This window comes from Pseudomonas khorasanensis (assembly GCF_014268505.2).
Lineage (GTDB): Bacteria > Pseudomonadota > Gammaproteobacteria > Pseudomonadales > Pseudomonadaceae > Aquipseudomonas > Aquipseudomonas khorasanensis.
In genome coordinates this window covers 104,738-118,440 of sequence record NZ_JABWQP020000014.1, presented here as the reverse complement: position 1 = coordinate 118,440, position 13,703 = coordinate 104,738, and the positions used below count along the sequence as shown (strand labels likewise).

The window sequence follows — 13,703 nt, the reverse complement described above, 5'->3', positions numbered from 1 at the left end:
TTCGGACGATCTTTTGATCTCAAAGCTTCAATTGACCTATCGCCTTGTTCAATTCCCCAGCCAGCGTCGCCAACTCATGACTGGTCTGCGCCGAATCCACCGTTTGCTGAACCGTGTTCTCGGTCACGTCACGAATGCTCAGCACCGCGCGATTCATCTCCTCGGCGACCTGACTCTGCTGCTCAGCCGCCACGGCGATCTGCGTGTTGCTCTCGCGCATCTGCGCCACCGCGCCGGTGATTTCCGCCAACGCCTCACCAGCCTCCTGCGCCTGTTGCACGCAGTCGTCGGCCTTGTAAGAACTCTCCTGCATGAAATCCACGGCATCGCGGGTGCCGGCCTGCAGTGCCGACACCATGGTGGTGATCTCGTCTGTGGAGCTCTGCACGCGTTTGGCGAGGTTGCGCACTTCATCGGCGACCACGGCAAAACCGCGTCCCATTTCACCGGCGCGGGCGGCTTCGATGGCGGCGTTCAGCGCAAGCAGATTGGTCTGTTCGGTGATGCTGTGAATCACGCTGACCACGCCATTGATTTTCTGACTGTCCTCAGCCAGGCGTTGAATCATTTGCGCCGTCTGCTGCACGCCGCTGGACAGTCCGGCAATCGAATGCTGCACCCGCGTCACCACATGCTGACCACTGCCGGCGAGGCCATCGGCGGTTTTCGACAGATCGCGAGTGGCGCCGGCGTGCTGGGCGATGTGGTAAACGGTGGCGGTCATTTCGTTGATCGCGGTGGCGGCCTGATCGGTTTCGCTCTGCTGGCCGAGCATGCCGTGGCGCACGTCGTTCATGCTCGATGCGAGCCGCGCGGCACCGACATCCAGTTGCCGCGCGGTGTCGGCCACCGTGGTCACGACACGCTGATAACCGGCCTGCATGGCGTTGAACGCATTGGCCATCTGCCCGACTTCATCCTTGCCAGCCAATGGCACGCGCGCCGAAAGATCGCCGGTTTTTTCAACGTGCAGCATCACGTCCTTCAAGGTGTTGAGCTGACTGAGCAAGAAGCGGATCAGCAATTGCGAGGCGCCAAGCATCGCCAGCATCAGAACAAACACCGCTACCGCGTAGTGGGCGAACCGCTCGCTGAAGACCTGGCTCAGGCTAGGGCCATGGGCGATAACTGCTACTTGTTCACCGTTGGCACGGCTGAATACTTCGGCGCCCAACAGCGGGTTATCGCCGAACAGCGGCAGATCATTGATGGCGTTCCAGCCATTGCCCGCAGTGACTTCCAACAGCGGCTGATCGTTGAGGCGCGGCGCTTCACCCCGTTTGAAGGTCAGCACCTGAGCGGATTCAGGCAGAGGCTGCGCGGCCGGCCAGGCCTTGAGCAGCTGCGCCTGAGCCTGAGCGGACGCTTGTGCCGCGTGGCTGCGGGCCTGCTGTTCGAGCTGTACGGCGTACAACACCAACAGCAGGGTGGTGACAAAGGCGACCGCGTTGACCGCCCAGAATTTGTATTTCAGCGAGATATTGCTAAGCCAGGCACCCATGGAGGTTTTCTCTGATAGCGGAAACAGTTTCGGCAAGGTGCCATTATTGTGCCGCTATGCCGATGAGTAGACGTTGATATGAATCAACGGAAGCCGATTTCATTTGTGGGAGCGAGCCTGCTCGCGAAAGCGGTGGGTGGTTCGGCCCGTTGGGACCTGACCCACCGCCTTCGCGAGCAGGCTCGCTCCCACAGGAAAAGTGTGAAGTCAGGCGAGTATGGGCAGCTTGAAGAAACCTCGGGCACACGCGGTGCTATGCGCGGCCAAATCATCCTCGGTCTCACCCCGATGCAGCGCCACCTCGCGCAATACCTCGGTCAGATAGGCCGGCTCGTTACGGCCGTTTTTCGGTTTTGGTCGCAGCGTCCGTGGCAGCAAATACGGTGCATCGCTTTCCAGCATCAAGCGCCCGCGTTTGATTTCCTTCACCAGCGGATGCAGGTGCGTCCCGCGTCGTTCGTCGCAGATCCAGCCGGTGATGCCGATATGCAAGTCCAGGTCGAGATAACTGAACAGCGCCTTCTGCTCGCCGGTAAAGCAATGCACCACGGCAGCGGGCAGGCGATCGCGGAAGTTCTTGAGGATTTCCAGCAAGCGCTGACTGGCGTCGCGCTCATGCAAAAACACCGGCAGCTGCAGCTCGACCGCCAGTGCCAGATGCTCTTCGAGGACTTTTTCCTGTTGCGCACGAGGCGAGAAATCGCGGTTGAAATCCAGCCCGCATTCACCCACTGCGACCACGCCGGGTTCGTTCAGCAGACTGCGCAAACGGCTTGCGCTATCAGCGTTCCAGTCGCTGGCCGAATGTGGGTGAATGCCGGCGGTGGCAAACAGTCGCTGGCGGCTTTCATCAAGTTGCTGGCACAGCTCGAACGCCTGCTCGCTGCCCTCGACGCTGGTGCCGGTCAGCACCAATTGGCAGACGCCGGCGGCGTAGGCGCGGTCGAGTACGGCCTGGTGTTTGTCGGCGAAACTGGGGTTGGTCAGGTTGACGCCGATATCGATGAGTTGCATGGTGCTACCTCGGGCCGAAGGCCGGAAAGCATATCAGAGCTGTAGATTTATAAGAAAAGCCAAGAACTACAAAGACTTATGGTTGTCTGTAAAGGCCGCCAGAGACCGAGGGGTGGTCACAATGCCATCACTGTGCCAGTCTCTCGCACTTTATCAGCGCTCCAGGCGCTCTGTTTTCGTCGGTGATTTCGCTTCGTTGTCGTGAAATTACCCCCGTATTCTTTTCGGAGAGTGGATGCATCGTCCCTCGGTTCTGCTGCTGTTGTGTGCTGCGTTGCTACTGCCGATGACGGCGGTTGCGCGCCTGCCCGGGCCGCTGCAAGCCGTGCCGGCGGCCAAGGTCCGTGACCTTTCCGAGATTCGCAGCAGCCGCGTGTTGCGGGTGCTGGTGAATCAGAGCCGCAACAGCTCTGGCGAAGTCCAGGGCCAGGCCATCGGTGTCGAATACCATCGACTGCGGGCGTTCGAGCAATACCTCAACGGCCATGCCCGTGACGGCCAGGAAGTAACCCTCAAGATCATTCCCAGGGCCAAGGACCAATTGCTCGGCGCCTTGCAGCGTGGCGAGGGCGATATGGTTGCGCCGGGGGAGTTGCTGGATCTGCCCTCCGGCTATGCGGTTGCCAGCAGCGAACCGATCGCCACTAACGTGCCGCTGGTGCTGGTTGGCATCAAAGGCGAGCGTCGTTACACCAAAGTCGAGCAACTCTCCGGTAAAACCCTGGCCTTGCCGACCGGTAGCGCAGCAGGGGAGGTGGTGAGTCAGTTGAATCAGAAACTGGCGCTGCACAAACTGGCACCCATCAATATCGAATGGGTCGATCCGACGCTGGCGGTGGAGGATGTGTTGGAGATGGTGCAGGGCGGGATTTTTCACCTGACCATCGTCGAACAACCGATTGCCGAGCGCTGGGGCAAGGTCCTGCCAAAACTGCGTCTGGACCGGCAGCTGAGCCTGGGCGAGCCGGGAGAGGAGCACTGGTTTGTGCGTCGCGATGCGTCGATGCTGCGGGCGAGCATCGATCGCTTCCTTACCGGTTACAAGAAACCTTCAAACGAAGACGCGGCGTTTCTGCGCATCTATCGACGCCTGTATCAGGTTCACAACCCTCTGGCCAAGGCCGACCGCCAGCGTCTGGAAAAACTGCGTCCGACCCTGCAGAAACATGCCGACGCGCAGAACATGGATTGGCTGAACCTGGCGGCGCTGGCGTTCAAGGAATCACGCCTGCAGCCCAACGCCCGCAGCGGCAGCGGCCCGACCGGGCTGATGCAAATCACCCCATCTGCCGCGCAGCGGGTCGGGGTGAATAATATCCAGAACCTTGATGCGAACGTGCAGGCCGGCGCCAAGTACCTGGCGATGATCCGTCGCAAGTTCTTCAACAGCCCGAAACTCAATGAGCGCGAGCGCATGGCCTTCACCCTCGCCGCGTACAACATGGGGCCCGAGCGCGTACAGGGCATGCGCGCCGAAGCGCGCCGACGAGGCTTGAATCCGAACCAATGGTTTTTCCAGGTGGAGCGCATCGCCATGGAGCAGGTGGGAATGGGCGCCGTCAGCTATGTTAATAGCGTGAACAAGTACTACTTGGCGTTCGACCGGGAGCGGGAGTCGCTGGAGCCCGGTGGACAAAAAGTAGTCTCACGCAAATGATCTAATAATTTGATTGTTATGGCGCAATATTTACGCTTTTAACATGAAAATAACTGATTAATATAGCGGCCAACCCACACACACTTCTCGCAAACAAGGAATGCCCCATGAGCTCTATGATCAACAAGGTTCTGTTCACCCGCGCCGGTTACGGCCTGACTGTCTTGCGCATTGCCGTCGGCGTGATCTTCGCCGCCCACGGTGCACAGAAACTCTTTGGTCTGTTCGGCGGTTACGGCCTGGCCGGCACCGCACAATGGATGGAAAGTATCGGCCTGACCCCGGGTTACCTGATGGCCTCGCTGGCCGGCGGTACTGAGTTCTTCGCCGGTCTGGCCCTGATCATCGGCCTGCTGGTTCGTCCGGCTGCACTGGGCCTGGCGTTCCTCTCGCTGGTGGCGATCTTCTCGGTGCACATCGGCAACGGTCTGTTCATGGCCAACAACGGTTACGAGTTCGCGCTGGCCTTGCTGGCGGGCAGCATCGCGGTGCTGATCGAAGGTGCCGGCAAGCTGTCGGCGGATCGCGCCATCGCCGGTTGAAGGCTCTGGCTCAAGGGAAAGGCCCGCATTGTGCGGGCCTTTTTTTGTTACGGCTGATTCTTGACACTGATCGGTCACGTTCTCTAGGATGTTGCTCATGCGCCGATTTAAACAGCTACTTGCGGGGCGCCAGGTGACTTCAACAGTTGCCGTCAGAAGCCGGAACACGGCTTCGAAATACCGCTAAAGCGCTGGTTCGGTGTTGCCTCTCACCTGCCATGCAGACTTTTGAGGCAGAGACACGACACGATGAATGCACTACGCCCTCCAGCACGTCCCGCGCCGATCACGGCTCATATCACCCAGCGCAACCCGAAAATCCTTCTAGGCGGCAAACATCAGCCGACGCTGTTGCGTTATCTCGATGGATGGCCACGTCGCAGCGGCGGTCCTGCCGCGTTCCTGATCCAGTTTGTCGATGACGGCGAGTCGCTGGCGCGTTTCGCCACGGACAGTTTCGATCTGGCGGTGATTCAGGCGCCGAACGCTGAAGATGCGTCGCAAATGATCAGGCAACTGACCCGCGTCGCGCGGCAGGGCTTGATAACCCGTCGCTGATCCGGTTTACGGATATTCAATCGCCACGATGTAAACGAACTGCTCGCCGGTCGGCGTCTGCACTCGCACTTCTGCATCCAGCGCCTTACCAATCAAGGCGCGGGCCAGAGGCGAGTCGATGCTGATCAGGCCAAGCTTGAGATCGAGTTCATCGGGGCCGACGATGCGGTAGCGCGATTGCTTGCCGTCTTCGTCTTCGATGGTCACCCAGGCGCCGAAGTAGACCTTGTTCGGGTCAGTGGGTTTTTCGCTGACCACCTTGAGTGCTTCCAGGCGTTTGGTGAGAAAGCGCACCCGGCTGTCGATTTCGCGCAGCATCTTTTTGCCGTAGGTGTACTCTGCGTTTTCCGAACGATCGCCCTGCGCCGCCGCTTCACTGACGGCTTGCGTGACCTGAGGGCGACGCACATGCCACAACTCATGGAATTCAGCGCGCATCCGCGCTTCACCTTCGGGAGTGATCAGCGCGGTGCCAGCGGTGCGGGGAGGGCGATAACGGCTCATGGCGACTTCTTGTGAGAGAGACGGCTGAAGTCTATCAACCCTCGCGCAACACTGTCAGCGGACTTGCGTTGAGTGCCCGGCGCGTGCCGAACACACCGGCGCCGCCGATCAATGCAGCGCCAATCAGTGGCAACACCAGCAGCCACGGATGCGGATGCCATGGCAGATCAAATGCATAGCGATACAACACCAGACTCACGACCTCCGAACCGATCGCCGCTAGCAAACCACTGACCGCACCCAGCAAGCCGAACTCGATTCGCCGTGCCTTGATCAGCAATTGCCGCTCGGCACCCAACGCACGCAACAGCGCGCCTTGGCGAATGCGTTCATCGAGCGTCGACTGCAAGCCGGAAAACAGCACCGCCATGCCCGCCGCCAGAACAAACAACAACACATATTCCACGGCCAGGGTGACCTGGGCGAGGATGCTGCGCAGCTGTTCGAGCAGGGCTTCAACCTGCAGGATCGTCACCGCCGGGAAGGTCCGCGACAGCTCGACGATCTGCTGATCATTCCCCGGCGCCAGGTAGAAGCTGGTCAGGTAAGTGGCCGGCAGATCTTTCAAGGTGCCGGGCTGGAAGATCATGAAGAAGTTCGGCTGGAAGTTATCCCAGTTGATCTCGCGCAGGCTGGTGACCTTCGCTTCACGGTTGACCCCACCGACGGTGAAGACCATGTGATCGCCGAGTTTGAGTTTCAGGCTTTCGGCGACCTTGCCCTCCACCGAGACTCCGGGAACATCGTCCGTTGGCTGATCTTTCCACCATTCGCCGGCCGTGAGCTTGTTGCCCGCAGGCAGGTCAGCCGCCCAGGTCAGGCTCAAGTCACGTTGAATGGCGCGATCGCCGGCTGATTCCTTGCTGACAATCTGCTGCACCGGCTCACCGTTGATGCTGATCAGGCGTCCCGGCACCACCGGATAAAGCGGCGCCGCTTGTGCGGACACCTTGATCAAGTGATCGGCGAAAGCCTGTTTGTCCGCCGGCAGGATGTTCAGGGCGAAGTAGTTCGGGGCGTTTTTTGGTAACTGGTTCTGCCAGGTGTCGAGCAGTTCGCCGCGCAGCAGGGCGATCAGTGCCATCGAGAGCAGGATCAGCCCGAAAGCCAGCGATTGCCCGGCAGCGGCCAGCGGATGGCGCAGCAATTGGCCAAGGCCCAAACGCCACGGCAGCGAGGCGCGAGCGAGCATTCGTCGCAGGCTTTGCAGCAGCAACAGCAGCAAACCGCCGAGCACCAGCGCGGCGACCACGCCACCGCCGAGCAGGGCGAACGTCAGCAGCAGGTCCAGGCTCAGGCGCCACATGATCAGGCCCAGCGCACCCAGCGCCGCGCCGTAGACCATCCACGTGCTCGACGGGATCGGCAGCATGTCGCGGCGCAATACGCGCAGCGGCGGTACTCGGCCCAGCGCCGCGAGCGGCGGCAAGGCGAAACCGGCCAGCGCTACCAGCCCCGTACCGATGCCGGCAACGGCCGGGAACAGACCCCCCGGTGGCACGTCAGTCGGCAGCAAATCATGCAACAGCGCGAACAGGCCCAGTTGCGCCAGCCAGCCGAGCAATGCGCCGCTGATCGCGGCCACCAGCCCAAGCGCAGTCAATTGCAGGCTGAACAGCACCATGGTTTCCCGGCGTGACAAGCCGAGGCAGCGCAATAAGGCGCTGGCATCGAAACGTCGACTGGCAAAGCGGTTGGCCGACAATGCCACCGCCACGCCAGCCAACAGCACCGCGACGAGGCTGGCCATGTTCAGATAGCGCTCGGCCTTGCCCAGCGCGCCACCGATCTGCCGGTTACCGTCGCGGGCATCCTGAATTCTCTGGTTCGCCGCCAGGCCCGGCTTGATCAATTCCCGGTAGGTTTCCAGCGTCTGCGGTTCGCCGCGCCACAGTTCGCGATAGCTCACCCGGCTGCCGGGCTGCACCACGCCAGTCGCGGTGAGGTCCTCAAGGTTGATCAGCACCCGTGGCGTCAGGCTGTAGAAGTTGCCGGCGCGATCAGGCTCATAGGTCAGGACGCGGGCCAGCTTGAGCGTCTTCATGCCGACATCGATGCTGTCGCCGATCTTGAGATCCAGCGCCGTCAGCAGGCGCGCCTCGACCCAGGCTTCACCGGGTTGCGGTTCGCCGCCCACCTCTTCAGGTGCGAAGGGCGCAGGCGCACTCTTCAATTCGCCGCGCAACGGATACGCACGGTCGACGGCCTTGATGCTTGATAACTGAATGCCGTTGTCAGTAGCGATGACGCTGGAGAACTCCACCACTTGCGCATGATTGAGGCGCAGTTCGGTGCCGCTGCGGATTTGTTCTTCGCGTGCCGGCGAGCTGCCTTCCAGCACCAGATCGGCGCCGAGAAACTCGGTGGCGCGCAGCATCATCGCGCCGTTGAGGCGGGCGCCGAAATAGCCGATGGCGGTGCTCGCCGCGACCGCCACCACCAGCGCAAAGAACAACACCCGCAGCTCTCCGGCGCGGGCATCGCGCAGGAGCTGGCGAAGGGCAAGACTGAACAGACGCAACAGCGGCAGGCGTGCCATCAAGGCTCCAGAGGGGCGACCAGCAACCCCGCTTCAAGACGGATCAGGCGCCGGCAGCGATGGGCCAGGCGTTCGTCGTGGGTCACCAGCACCAGCGTGGTGCCGCGTTCCTTGTTCAATTCGAACAGCAAATCGCTGATGCGCTCACCGGTGTGACTGTCGAGGTTGCCGGTGGGTTCGTCGGCGAACAGCACGTCGGGCTCGGCCGCAAAAGCCCGGGCAATCGCCACGCGTTGCTGTTCGCCACCGGAGAGCTGGCGCGGCGAATGGGTCAGGCGCTGGCCCAGGCCGACGCGCTGGAGCAGCTCAGTGGCGCGTTCGCGAGCGTCTTTGCGACCATCGAGCTCCAGCGGCAGCATGACGTTTTCCAAAGCGTTCAGACTGTCGAGCAGCTGGAACGACTGAAAGACAAACCCGACGTGTTCGGCACGAATGCGTGCGCGCTGGTCTTCGTCGAGATTGCTCAGGCCCTGGCCGGCGAGGGTGACTTCGCCGCTGCTGGGCAGGTCGAGCCCGGCGAGCAGGCCGAGGAGGGTGGATTTGCCGGAACCGGACGCGCCGACGATGGCCAGGCTGTCGCCCTTGTTCAGTTCCAGGCTGAGTTCGTGCAGGATAGTCAGTTCACCTTCCGCGCTAGGGACCACTTTGCTGAGGTTCTTCGCGGTGAGAATGCTTGCGCCCATGGAGAATCCGATGCGTGTATGGTTTTTGAGTGCTGGCCTGGCCTTGATGTGCATGGCCCAGAACGCAGCGGCGGGTACTGTCCTGATCGTTGGCGATAGTATCAGCGCCGGTTTCGGACTGGATACCCGTCTGGGGTGGGTATCGTTGCTCGAGCAACGGCTCAAACAGGAGGGTTTCGACGATAAAGTCGTCAATGCCTCCATCAGCGGTGACACCAGCGCCGGAGGCCAGGCGCGGCTGCCTGCGCTGCTTGCAGAGCATAAACCGGAGCTGGTCATCCTCGAACTCGGCGGCAATGATGGCCTGCGCGGAATGCCGCCAGCGCAATTGCAACAAAATCTTGCCTCGATGATCGACAGCTCTCGCCAAAGCGGTGCGAAAGTGCTGCTGCTGGGCATGCAGTTGCCGCCTAATTACGGCAAGCGCTACACCGATTCATTTGCCGAGGTTTATGGCAAGCTCGCCGAAGAGAAAAACATCCCTCTGGTGCCGTTTTTCCTGGAAGGGGTTGGCGGTCATCCCGACCTGATGCAGGCCGATGGTCTGCACCCGGCTGCCGGGGCTCAGGGCAAGTTGCTGGAAAATGTCTGGCCGACGCTAAAACCACTGTTATGAGGCTTTTCTAGCGGCAGGCTTTCGGCTAATGTGGCGCCCCCTAATTTGGAGGCCCCGATGCCGCGTCCTGCCTGGTCCCTGTTTGCCTACCAACTGATCGAGCCTGACGAGCAGCTGGACCTGTTCGCCTGCCAGGAAGTGCGGGTGCATCTGGTGACGCGTCAGTTGGAGCTCGGTGGCTCGGCCGATCGGACGCTGTGCGGCAGCCTTCTGCCGGCGCAACCGCGCTGGTCGAGCGTGGATCGGCGGGTGTTTCAGGATCAACGCCTGTGCTCGCTGTGCCGGGCAATCCTCGAATCGCAGAAACGCGGCACGTCGCCGATCTGGCCTGAGCTGCGCTTCGAGCTCTGAGCGCTCAAGATCAAAGTGTGGGAGCGAGCCTGCTCGCGAAGGGGTTTTATCAATCGACATTTACGGTCGCTGACACACTGCTTTCGCGAGCAGGCTCGCTCCCACCTTGAAAGCACCCTGTCGCCAATAGCGGTGCTACCTCCCCGAATCCCCAAGCCGCGGTGTACAATCGCGCCCTTATACCCTTGATGATCATGCGAAGGATTTTCCGGATGTTGCCGCGCTTTCCTGCCGTCACCCGCTGCCTGTCACTTGCCGCCCTGTGTGTGGCCGGTCCCGTTGCTGCATTGGAGCTTCCCCTGCCACCACCCGGCGAGGACATCGTCGGCCAGGTGCAGGTGATCAAAGCCAAGTACGAAGACACTTTTGCCGATCTGGGCACCACCTACGACCTGGGCTATTCGGAAATGGTTGCGGCCAACCCGGGCATCGATGCCTGGCTGCCGGGCGCTGGCACCGAGATCGTTCTGCCGACGCGTTTCATCCTGCCACCGGGCCCGCGTGAAGGCATCGTCATCAACCTGGCCGAATACCGCCTCTATTACTACCCGAAAGGCCGGGACGTGGTGTACACCTTCCCGCTGGGTATCGGTCGTGAGGGTTGGGGATCGCCAATCGCGCACACCTCGATCATCGCCAAGACGCCGAACCCGACCTGGACGCCTCCCGCCTCGATCAAGGCTGAACACGCCGCTGATGGTGATCCGCTGCCAAACGTGGTGCCGGCCGGCCCTGACAACCCGCTGGGCCCGTTCAAGTTCACCCTCGGCACGCCGGGCTACCTGATTCACGGTTCGAACAAGAAGTTCGGTATCGGCATGCGCACCAGCCACGGCTGCTTCCGCATGTTCAACAACAACGTGCTGGAAATGGCCGGCATGGTGCCGGTGGGCACGTCGGTGCGCATCATCAATGATCCGTACAAGTTCGGTCGCAGTGGCGGCAAGGTTTACCTGGAAGCGCACACGCCGCTCGATGACAAGGGCAACCCGTCCGTGGTCGACAAGCACACGGCAGTGATCAACGCGATGCTCAAGCGTGAGGACATCACCAGCAACCTGCGCATGGACTGGGATGTGGTGCGTGATGTAGTCGCGGCCGAAGATGGCCTGCCTGTCGAGATCGCCACGCCGAACAACGCGGCGCCGATGGTGTCGAGTACGCCGGTCGAGCTGCAGTAACCAGGCCTGACCAAAAACCCGCCGATGCTTGCGCGTCGGCGGGTTTTTTCATGCCCGAAGAAAAATCGTGGGCACAAAAAAGCCGACCCAAAAAATGGGTCGGCTCGTATAACAATCCCGAAGGATTATTACTTGCGGCTAGCTTTTTCCAGCATGCGCAGAGCACGCTCGTTAGCTTCGTCAGCAGTCTGTTGTGCTTTTTGAGCAGCAGCCAGAGCTTCATCAGCTTTACGGTAAGCTTCGTCTGCACGAGCCTGGGAGCGAGCAGCTGCGTCTTCAGTAGCGGTCAGACGTGCTTCGGTTTCTTTCGATGCGCTGCTGCAACCGGTAGCCAGAACTGCGGCCAGAGCCAGAGCAGAGAATTTCAGAACGTTGTTCATCGTGTTCCCCTTCAAGGACTTTCAAATTAAGTAGCTGTCTCCTCACGATTGAGGAAATAGCCGGCGTACATACTACCCATTACTTGTAGTAAGTAAACTGACGTAGCGCAAGAAGCAAAAAAAATTGTAGGCGTTGATTCTTTTTCGAGCAACTTTTAACTGCGCTGTATAAAAAACATCCAGCTACAGGCCCCGCCCTGAGCGAGTTAATGTGAAAAAGTTCCGTTGCCTGCGCACTGTTTTCAGGGCATTGGCTAAAGTCTATCTAAATGTATTCGTCAATACTTGTGCTGCGCTTGTGTGAGCTGCTTCGCGCATCTTTGTTGATGTTGAGGTGACTTTAAAAAAGGTTGCACGTCTTAAGTCTCAACATCCGGCAATGTTCAGGCAAATGGCGCGCGAAGATCGTCTTCCAGCCAGACCTGCGACCATCGGAGCCATTGCACGCAATCCGTCTGATGACGAGTGCACCTTGAGCATTCCCGCCAATGGTGCCTACTATTTATCAAGTGTCAGGTTGCGCGAGATCGGTGTGGCTCTTCTCGGTGTCTATCAGGCACGGGGTGGCGTAGATGTTCCTTCGCCGGGAAAACATCGGTAAGGTAGGGGTCAGAATCCAAGACCCGCGAGGAGTAGTGATGAGCGAGGCGTTGTCCATCCACCATGACCAGGCTGGTCATCAATTCGAGACCAATGTGGACGGTCATCGTGCCTACCTGACCTATATGGATCTGGGCAAACAGACCCTGGATATCTATCGCACCTTCGTGCCCAACGCCCTGCGCGGTCGTGGCATTGCTGCGGCGCTGACCGAACGCGCGCTGCAGTACGCCGAAGAGATGGGCTACACGGTGATTCCTTCATGCTCCTACGTCGAGCGTTACATGGAGCGCCATCAGCGCCGCGCCGCGAAGATCTGAACCGCACACACAAAAACGCCGGGCAATGCCCGGCGTTTTTTTATGCCCGAAAAACGAGACTCAGGTGCGCTGACGTTTCGGCAAAACATCCTTGAGCTTGGCGTGCATGCTGCGCAGGGTGTTCTCGGTGGCGGACCAGTCGATGCAGGCATCGGTGATCGACACGCCGTATTGCAGATCGGCGAGATCTTTTGGAATCGCCTGGCAACCCCAGTTCAAGTGACTTTCGACCATCAGGCCGATGATCGACTGGTTGCCTTCGAGGATCTGGTTGGCAACGTTCTCCATCACCAGCGGTTGCAGGGCCGGGTCCTTGTTGGAGTTGGCGTGGCTGCAGTCGACCATGATGTTCGGCTTGATCTTCGCCTTGTTCAGCGCCTGCTCGCACAGGGCGACGCTGACCGAATCGTAGTTCGGCTTGCCGTTACCGCCGCGCAGCACCACGTGGCCGTAGGCGTTGCCTTTGGTGGTGACGATCGACACGCCACCTTCCTGGTTGATACCCAGGAAGCGGTGCGGGCTGGAGACCGACTGCAAGGCGTTGATCGCCACGGTAAGGCCGCCGTCGGTGCCGTTCTTGAAACCGACGGCCGAAGACAGGCCGGAGGCCATTTCACGGTGGGTCTGGGATTCGGTTGTACGTGCGCCGATGGCCGACCAGCTGATCAGGTCCTGCAGATACTGCGGGGAGATCGGGTCGAGGGCTTCGGTGGCGGTCGGCAGGCCTTTTTCAGCCAGGTCGAGCAGTAACTGACGACCGATGTGCAAGCCGTCCTGAATCTTGAACGAATCGTCCAGGTACGGATCGTTGATCAGGCCTTTCCAGCCGACGGTGGTGCGCGGCTTCTCGAAGTACACACGCATGACCAGATAAAGGGTGTCGGAGACTTCCTCCGCCAGCACCTTGAGGCGATCGGCGTATTCGTGGGCAGCCTTGATATCGTGAATCGAGCAGGGGCCGATCACGACGAACAGACGGTGGTCGGTGCCATCGAGAATATTGCGAATGACTTCGCGGCCCTTGGTGACGGTGCGCAGGGCGGCGTCGCTCAGGGGGATATCACGCTTGAGCTGATCGGGAGTGATCAGGGTCTCGTTAGAGGCGACGTTTAGGTCGTTGATCGGTAAATCAGCCATCGTTTACTCGTCAGGTCACGGGTGCCGGCCGCCAGCGATCCCCGCGCGGCGGAGCACAGCAGATTTAGCGCGTCGGGGGAGCCGAACCTTAGCGCGTCAGACGCGGCTCGACAATGGGCA

At 60.4% G+C, this 13,703-nt stretch carries 14 protein-coding genes; 7 read left to right on the top strand and 7 right to left on the bottom strand.

The annotated features are described in order from the left end of the window. Positions 1-19 precede the first annotated feature (19 nt). Both HU727_RS22525 and HU727_RS22520 read right to left on the bottom strand, forming a co-directional pair. Positions 20-1,501 (bottom strand): methyl-accepting chemotaxis protein, encoded by a 1,482-nt coding sequence (locus tag HU727_RS22525; protein ID WP_186533752.1) that lies wholly within the window; start codon positions 1,499-1,501, stop codon positions 20-22. Between the two features lie 207 nt (positions 1,502-1,708). After that, positions 1,709-2,515: a TatD family hydrolase gene (locus HU727_RS22520; protein WP_186533751.1), complete on the bottom strand. Its 807-nt coding sequence runs from the start codon at positions 2,513-2,515 to the stop codon at positions 1,709-1,711. 235 nt (positions 2,516-2,750) lie between these two features. On the opposite strand from HU727_RS22520, the gene HU727_RS22515 reads away from it, so the two are divergent. From HU727_RS22515 to HU727_RS22505, 3 genes are all read left to right on the top strand, one after another. Next, entirely contained in the window at positions 2,751-4,172 is a 1,422-nt protein-coding gene (locus tag HU727_RS22515) for an MltF family protein (protein WP_186533750.1), read from the top strand. Between the two features lie 107 nt (positions 4,173-4,279). Beyond that, positions 4,280-4,714 carry a DoxX family protein gene (locus tag HU727_RS22510; protein WP_186533749.1) on the top strand — a complete coding sequence of 145 codons (435 nt, stop codon included), beginning with the start codon at positions 4,280-4,282 and terminating at the stop codon, positions 4,712-4,714. A gap of 249 nt (positions 4,715-4,963) precedes the next feature. Continuing rightward, on the top strand, positions 4,964-5,272 hold the full coding sequence (locus tag HU727_RS22505) for a class I SAM-dependent methyltransferase (RefSeq protein WP_186533748.1): 309 nt from the start codon (positions 4,964-4,966) through the stop codon (positions 5,270-5,272). A gap of 6 nt (positions 5,273-5,278) precedes the next feature. Here HU727_RS22505 and greB read toward each other — a convergent pair whose 3' ends face one another. The 3 genes from greB to HU727_RS22490 are packed head-to-tail and all read right to left on the bottom strand — an operon-like array spanning position 5,279 to position 8,998. Then, positions 5,279-5,776: a transcription elongation factor GreB gene (greB, locus tag HU727_RS22500; protein WP_186533747.1), complete on the bottom strand. Its 498-nt coding sequence runs from the start codon at positions 5,774-5,776 to the stop codon at positions 5,279-5,281. Between the two features lie 34 nt (positions 5,777-5,810). Then, entirely contained in the window at positions 5,811-8,315 is a 2,505-nt protein-coding gene (locus HU727_RS22495) for an ABC transporter permease (RefSeq protein WP_186533746.1), read from the bottom strand. After that, positions 8,315-8,998 carry an ABC transporter ATP-binding protein gene (locus tag HU727_RS22490; protein ID WP_007939984.1) on the bottom strand — a complete coding sequence of 228 codons (684 nt, stop codon included), beginning with the start codon at positions 8,996-8,998 and terminating at the stop codon, positions 8,315-8,317. Before HU727_RS22490 ends, HU727_RS22495 begins: the two co-directional genes overlap by 1 nt. Before the next feature lie 10 nt (positions 8,999-9,008). On the opposite strand from HU727_RS22490, the gene HU727_RS22485 reads away from it, so the two are divergent. From HU727_RS22485 to HU727_RS22475, 3 genes are all read left to right on the top strand, one after another. Continuing rightward, on the top strand, positions 9,009-9,614 hold the full coding sequence (locus tag HU727_RS22485) for an arylesterase (protein WP_163012169.1): 606 nt from the start codon (positions 9,009-9,011) through the stop codon (positions 9,612-9,614). Between the two features lie 57 nt (positions 9,615-9,671). Further along, on the top strand, positions 9,672-9,965 hold the full coding sequence (locus tag HU727_RS22480; protein WP_003226812.1) for a hypothetical protein: 294 nt from the start codon (positions 9,672-9,674) through the stop codon (positions 9,963-9,965). Positions 9,966-10,177: 212 nt separating this feature from the next. Then, complete coding sequence (locus tag HU727_RS22475; protein WP_186533745.1) at positions 10,178-11,146, top strand: L,D-transpeptidase family protein; 969 nt, start codon at positions 10,178-10,180, stop codon at positions 11,144-11,146. Positions 11,147-11,274: 128 nt separating this feature from the next. Here HU727_RS22475 and oprI read toward each other — a convergent pair whose 3' ends face one another. Then, positions 11,275-11,526 (bottom strand): outer membrane lipoprotei OprI, encoded by a 252-nt coding sequence (gene oprI, locus HU727_RS22470; protein ID WP_003183784.1) that lies wholly within the window; start codon positions 11,524-11,526, stop codon positions 11,275-11,277. A gap of 638 nt (positions 11,527-12,164) precedes the next feature. On the opposite strand from oprI, the gene HU727_RS22465 reads away from it, so the two are divergent. Beyond that, positions 12,165-12,446 (top strand): GNAT family N-acetyltransferase, encoded by a 282-nt coding sequence (locus tag HU727_RS22465; protein WP_102900376.1) that lies wholly within the window; start codon positions 12,165-12,167, stop codon positions 12,444-12,446. 60 nt (positions 12,447-12,506) lie between these two features. Here the strand turns inward: HU727_RS22465 and HU727_RS22460 are convergent, their stop codons facing one another. After that, positions 12,507-13,583 (bottom strand): 3-deoxy-7-phosphoheptulonate synthase, encoded by a 1,077-nt coding sequence (locus HU727_RS22460; RefSeq protein ID WP_016770878.1) that lies wholly within the window; start codon positions 13,581-13,583, stop codon positions 12,507-12,509. Between the last annotated feature and the right edge of the window lie 120 nt (positions 13,584-13,703).

What these genes read in the sequence shown, in the direction of transcription:
- greB (WP_186533747.1), bottom strand. Translation starts at nt 5,776, where the DNA reads ATGAGCCGTTATCGCCCTCCCCGCACCGCTGGCACCGCGCTGATCACT.
- HU727_RS22475 (WP_186533745.1), top strand. Translation starts at nt 10,178, where the DNA reads ATGTTGCCGCGCTTTCCTGCCGTCACCCGCTGCCTGTCACTTGCCGCC.
- HU727_RS22490 (WP_007939984.1), bottom strand. Translation starts at nt 8,998, where the DNA reads ATGGGCGCAAGCATTCTCACCGCGAAGAACCTCAGCAAAGTGGTCCCT.
- HU727_RS22485 (WP_163012169.1), top strand. Translation starts at nt 9,009, where the DNA reads ATGCGTGTATGGTTTTTGAGTGCTGGCCTGGCCTTGATGTGCATGGCC.
- HU727_RS22510 (WP_186533749.1), top strand. Translation starts at nt 4,280, where the DNA reads ATGAGCTCTATGATCAACAAGGTTCTGTTCACCCGCGCCGGTTACGGC.
- HU727_RS22505 (WP_186533748.1), top strand. Translation starts at nt 4,964, where the DNA reads ATGAATGCACTACGCCCTCCAGCACGTCCCGCGCCGATCACGGCTCAT.
- HU727_RS22520 (WP_186533751.1), bottom strand. Translation starts at nt 2,515, where the DNA reads ATGCAACTCATCGATATCGGCGTCAACCTGACCAACCCCAGTTTCGCC.
- HU727_RS22525 (WP_186533752.1), bottom strand. Translation starts at nt 1,501, where the DNA reads ATGGGTGCCTGGCTTAGCAATATCTCGCTGAAATACAAATTCTGGGCG.
- HU727_RS22460 (WP_016770878.1), bottom strand. Translation starts at nt 13,583, where the DNA reads ATGGCTGATTTACCGATCAACGACCTAAACGTCGCCTCTAACGAGACC.
- HU727_RS22495 (WP_186533746.1), bottom strand. Translation starts at nt 8,315, where the DNA reads ATGGCACGCCTGCCGCTGTTGCGTCTGTTCAGTCTTGCCCTTCGCCAG.
- HU727_RS22480 (WP_003226812.1), top strand. Translation starts at nt 9,672, where the DNA reads ATGCCGCGTCCTGCCTGGTCCCTGTTTGCCTACCAACTGATCGAGCCT.
- HU727_RS22465 (WP_102900376.1), top strand. Translation starts at nt 12,165, where the DNA reads ATGAGCGAGGCGTTGTCCATCCACCATGACCAGGCTGGTCATCAATTC.
- HU727_RS22515 (WP_186533750.1), top strand. Translation starts at nt 2,751, where the DNA reads ATGCATCGTCCCTCGGTTCTGCTGCTGTTGTGTGCTGCGTTGCTACTG.
- oprI (WP_003183784.1), bottom strand. Translation starts at nt 11,526, where the DNA reads ATGAACAACGTTCTGAAATTCTCTGCTCTGGCTCTGGCCGCAGTTCTG.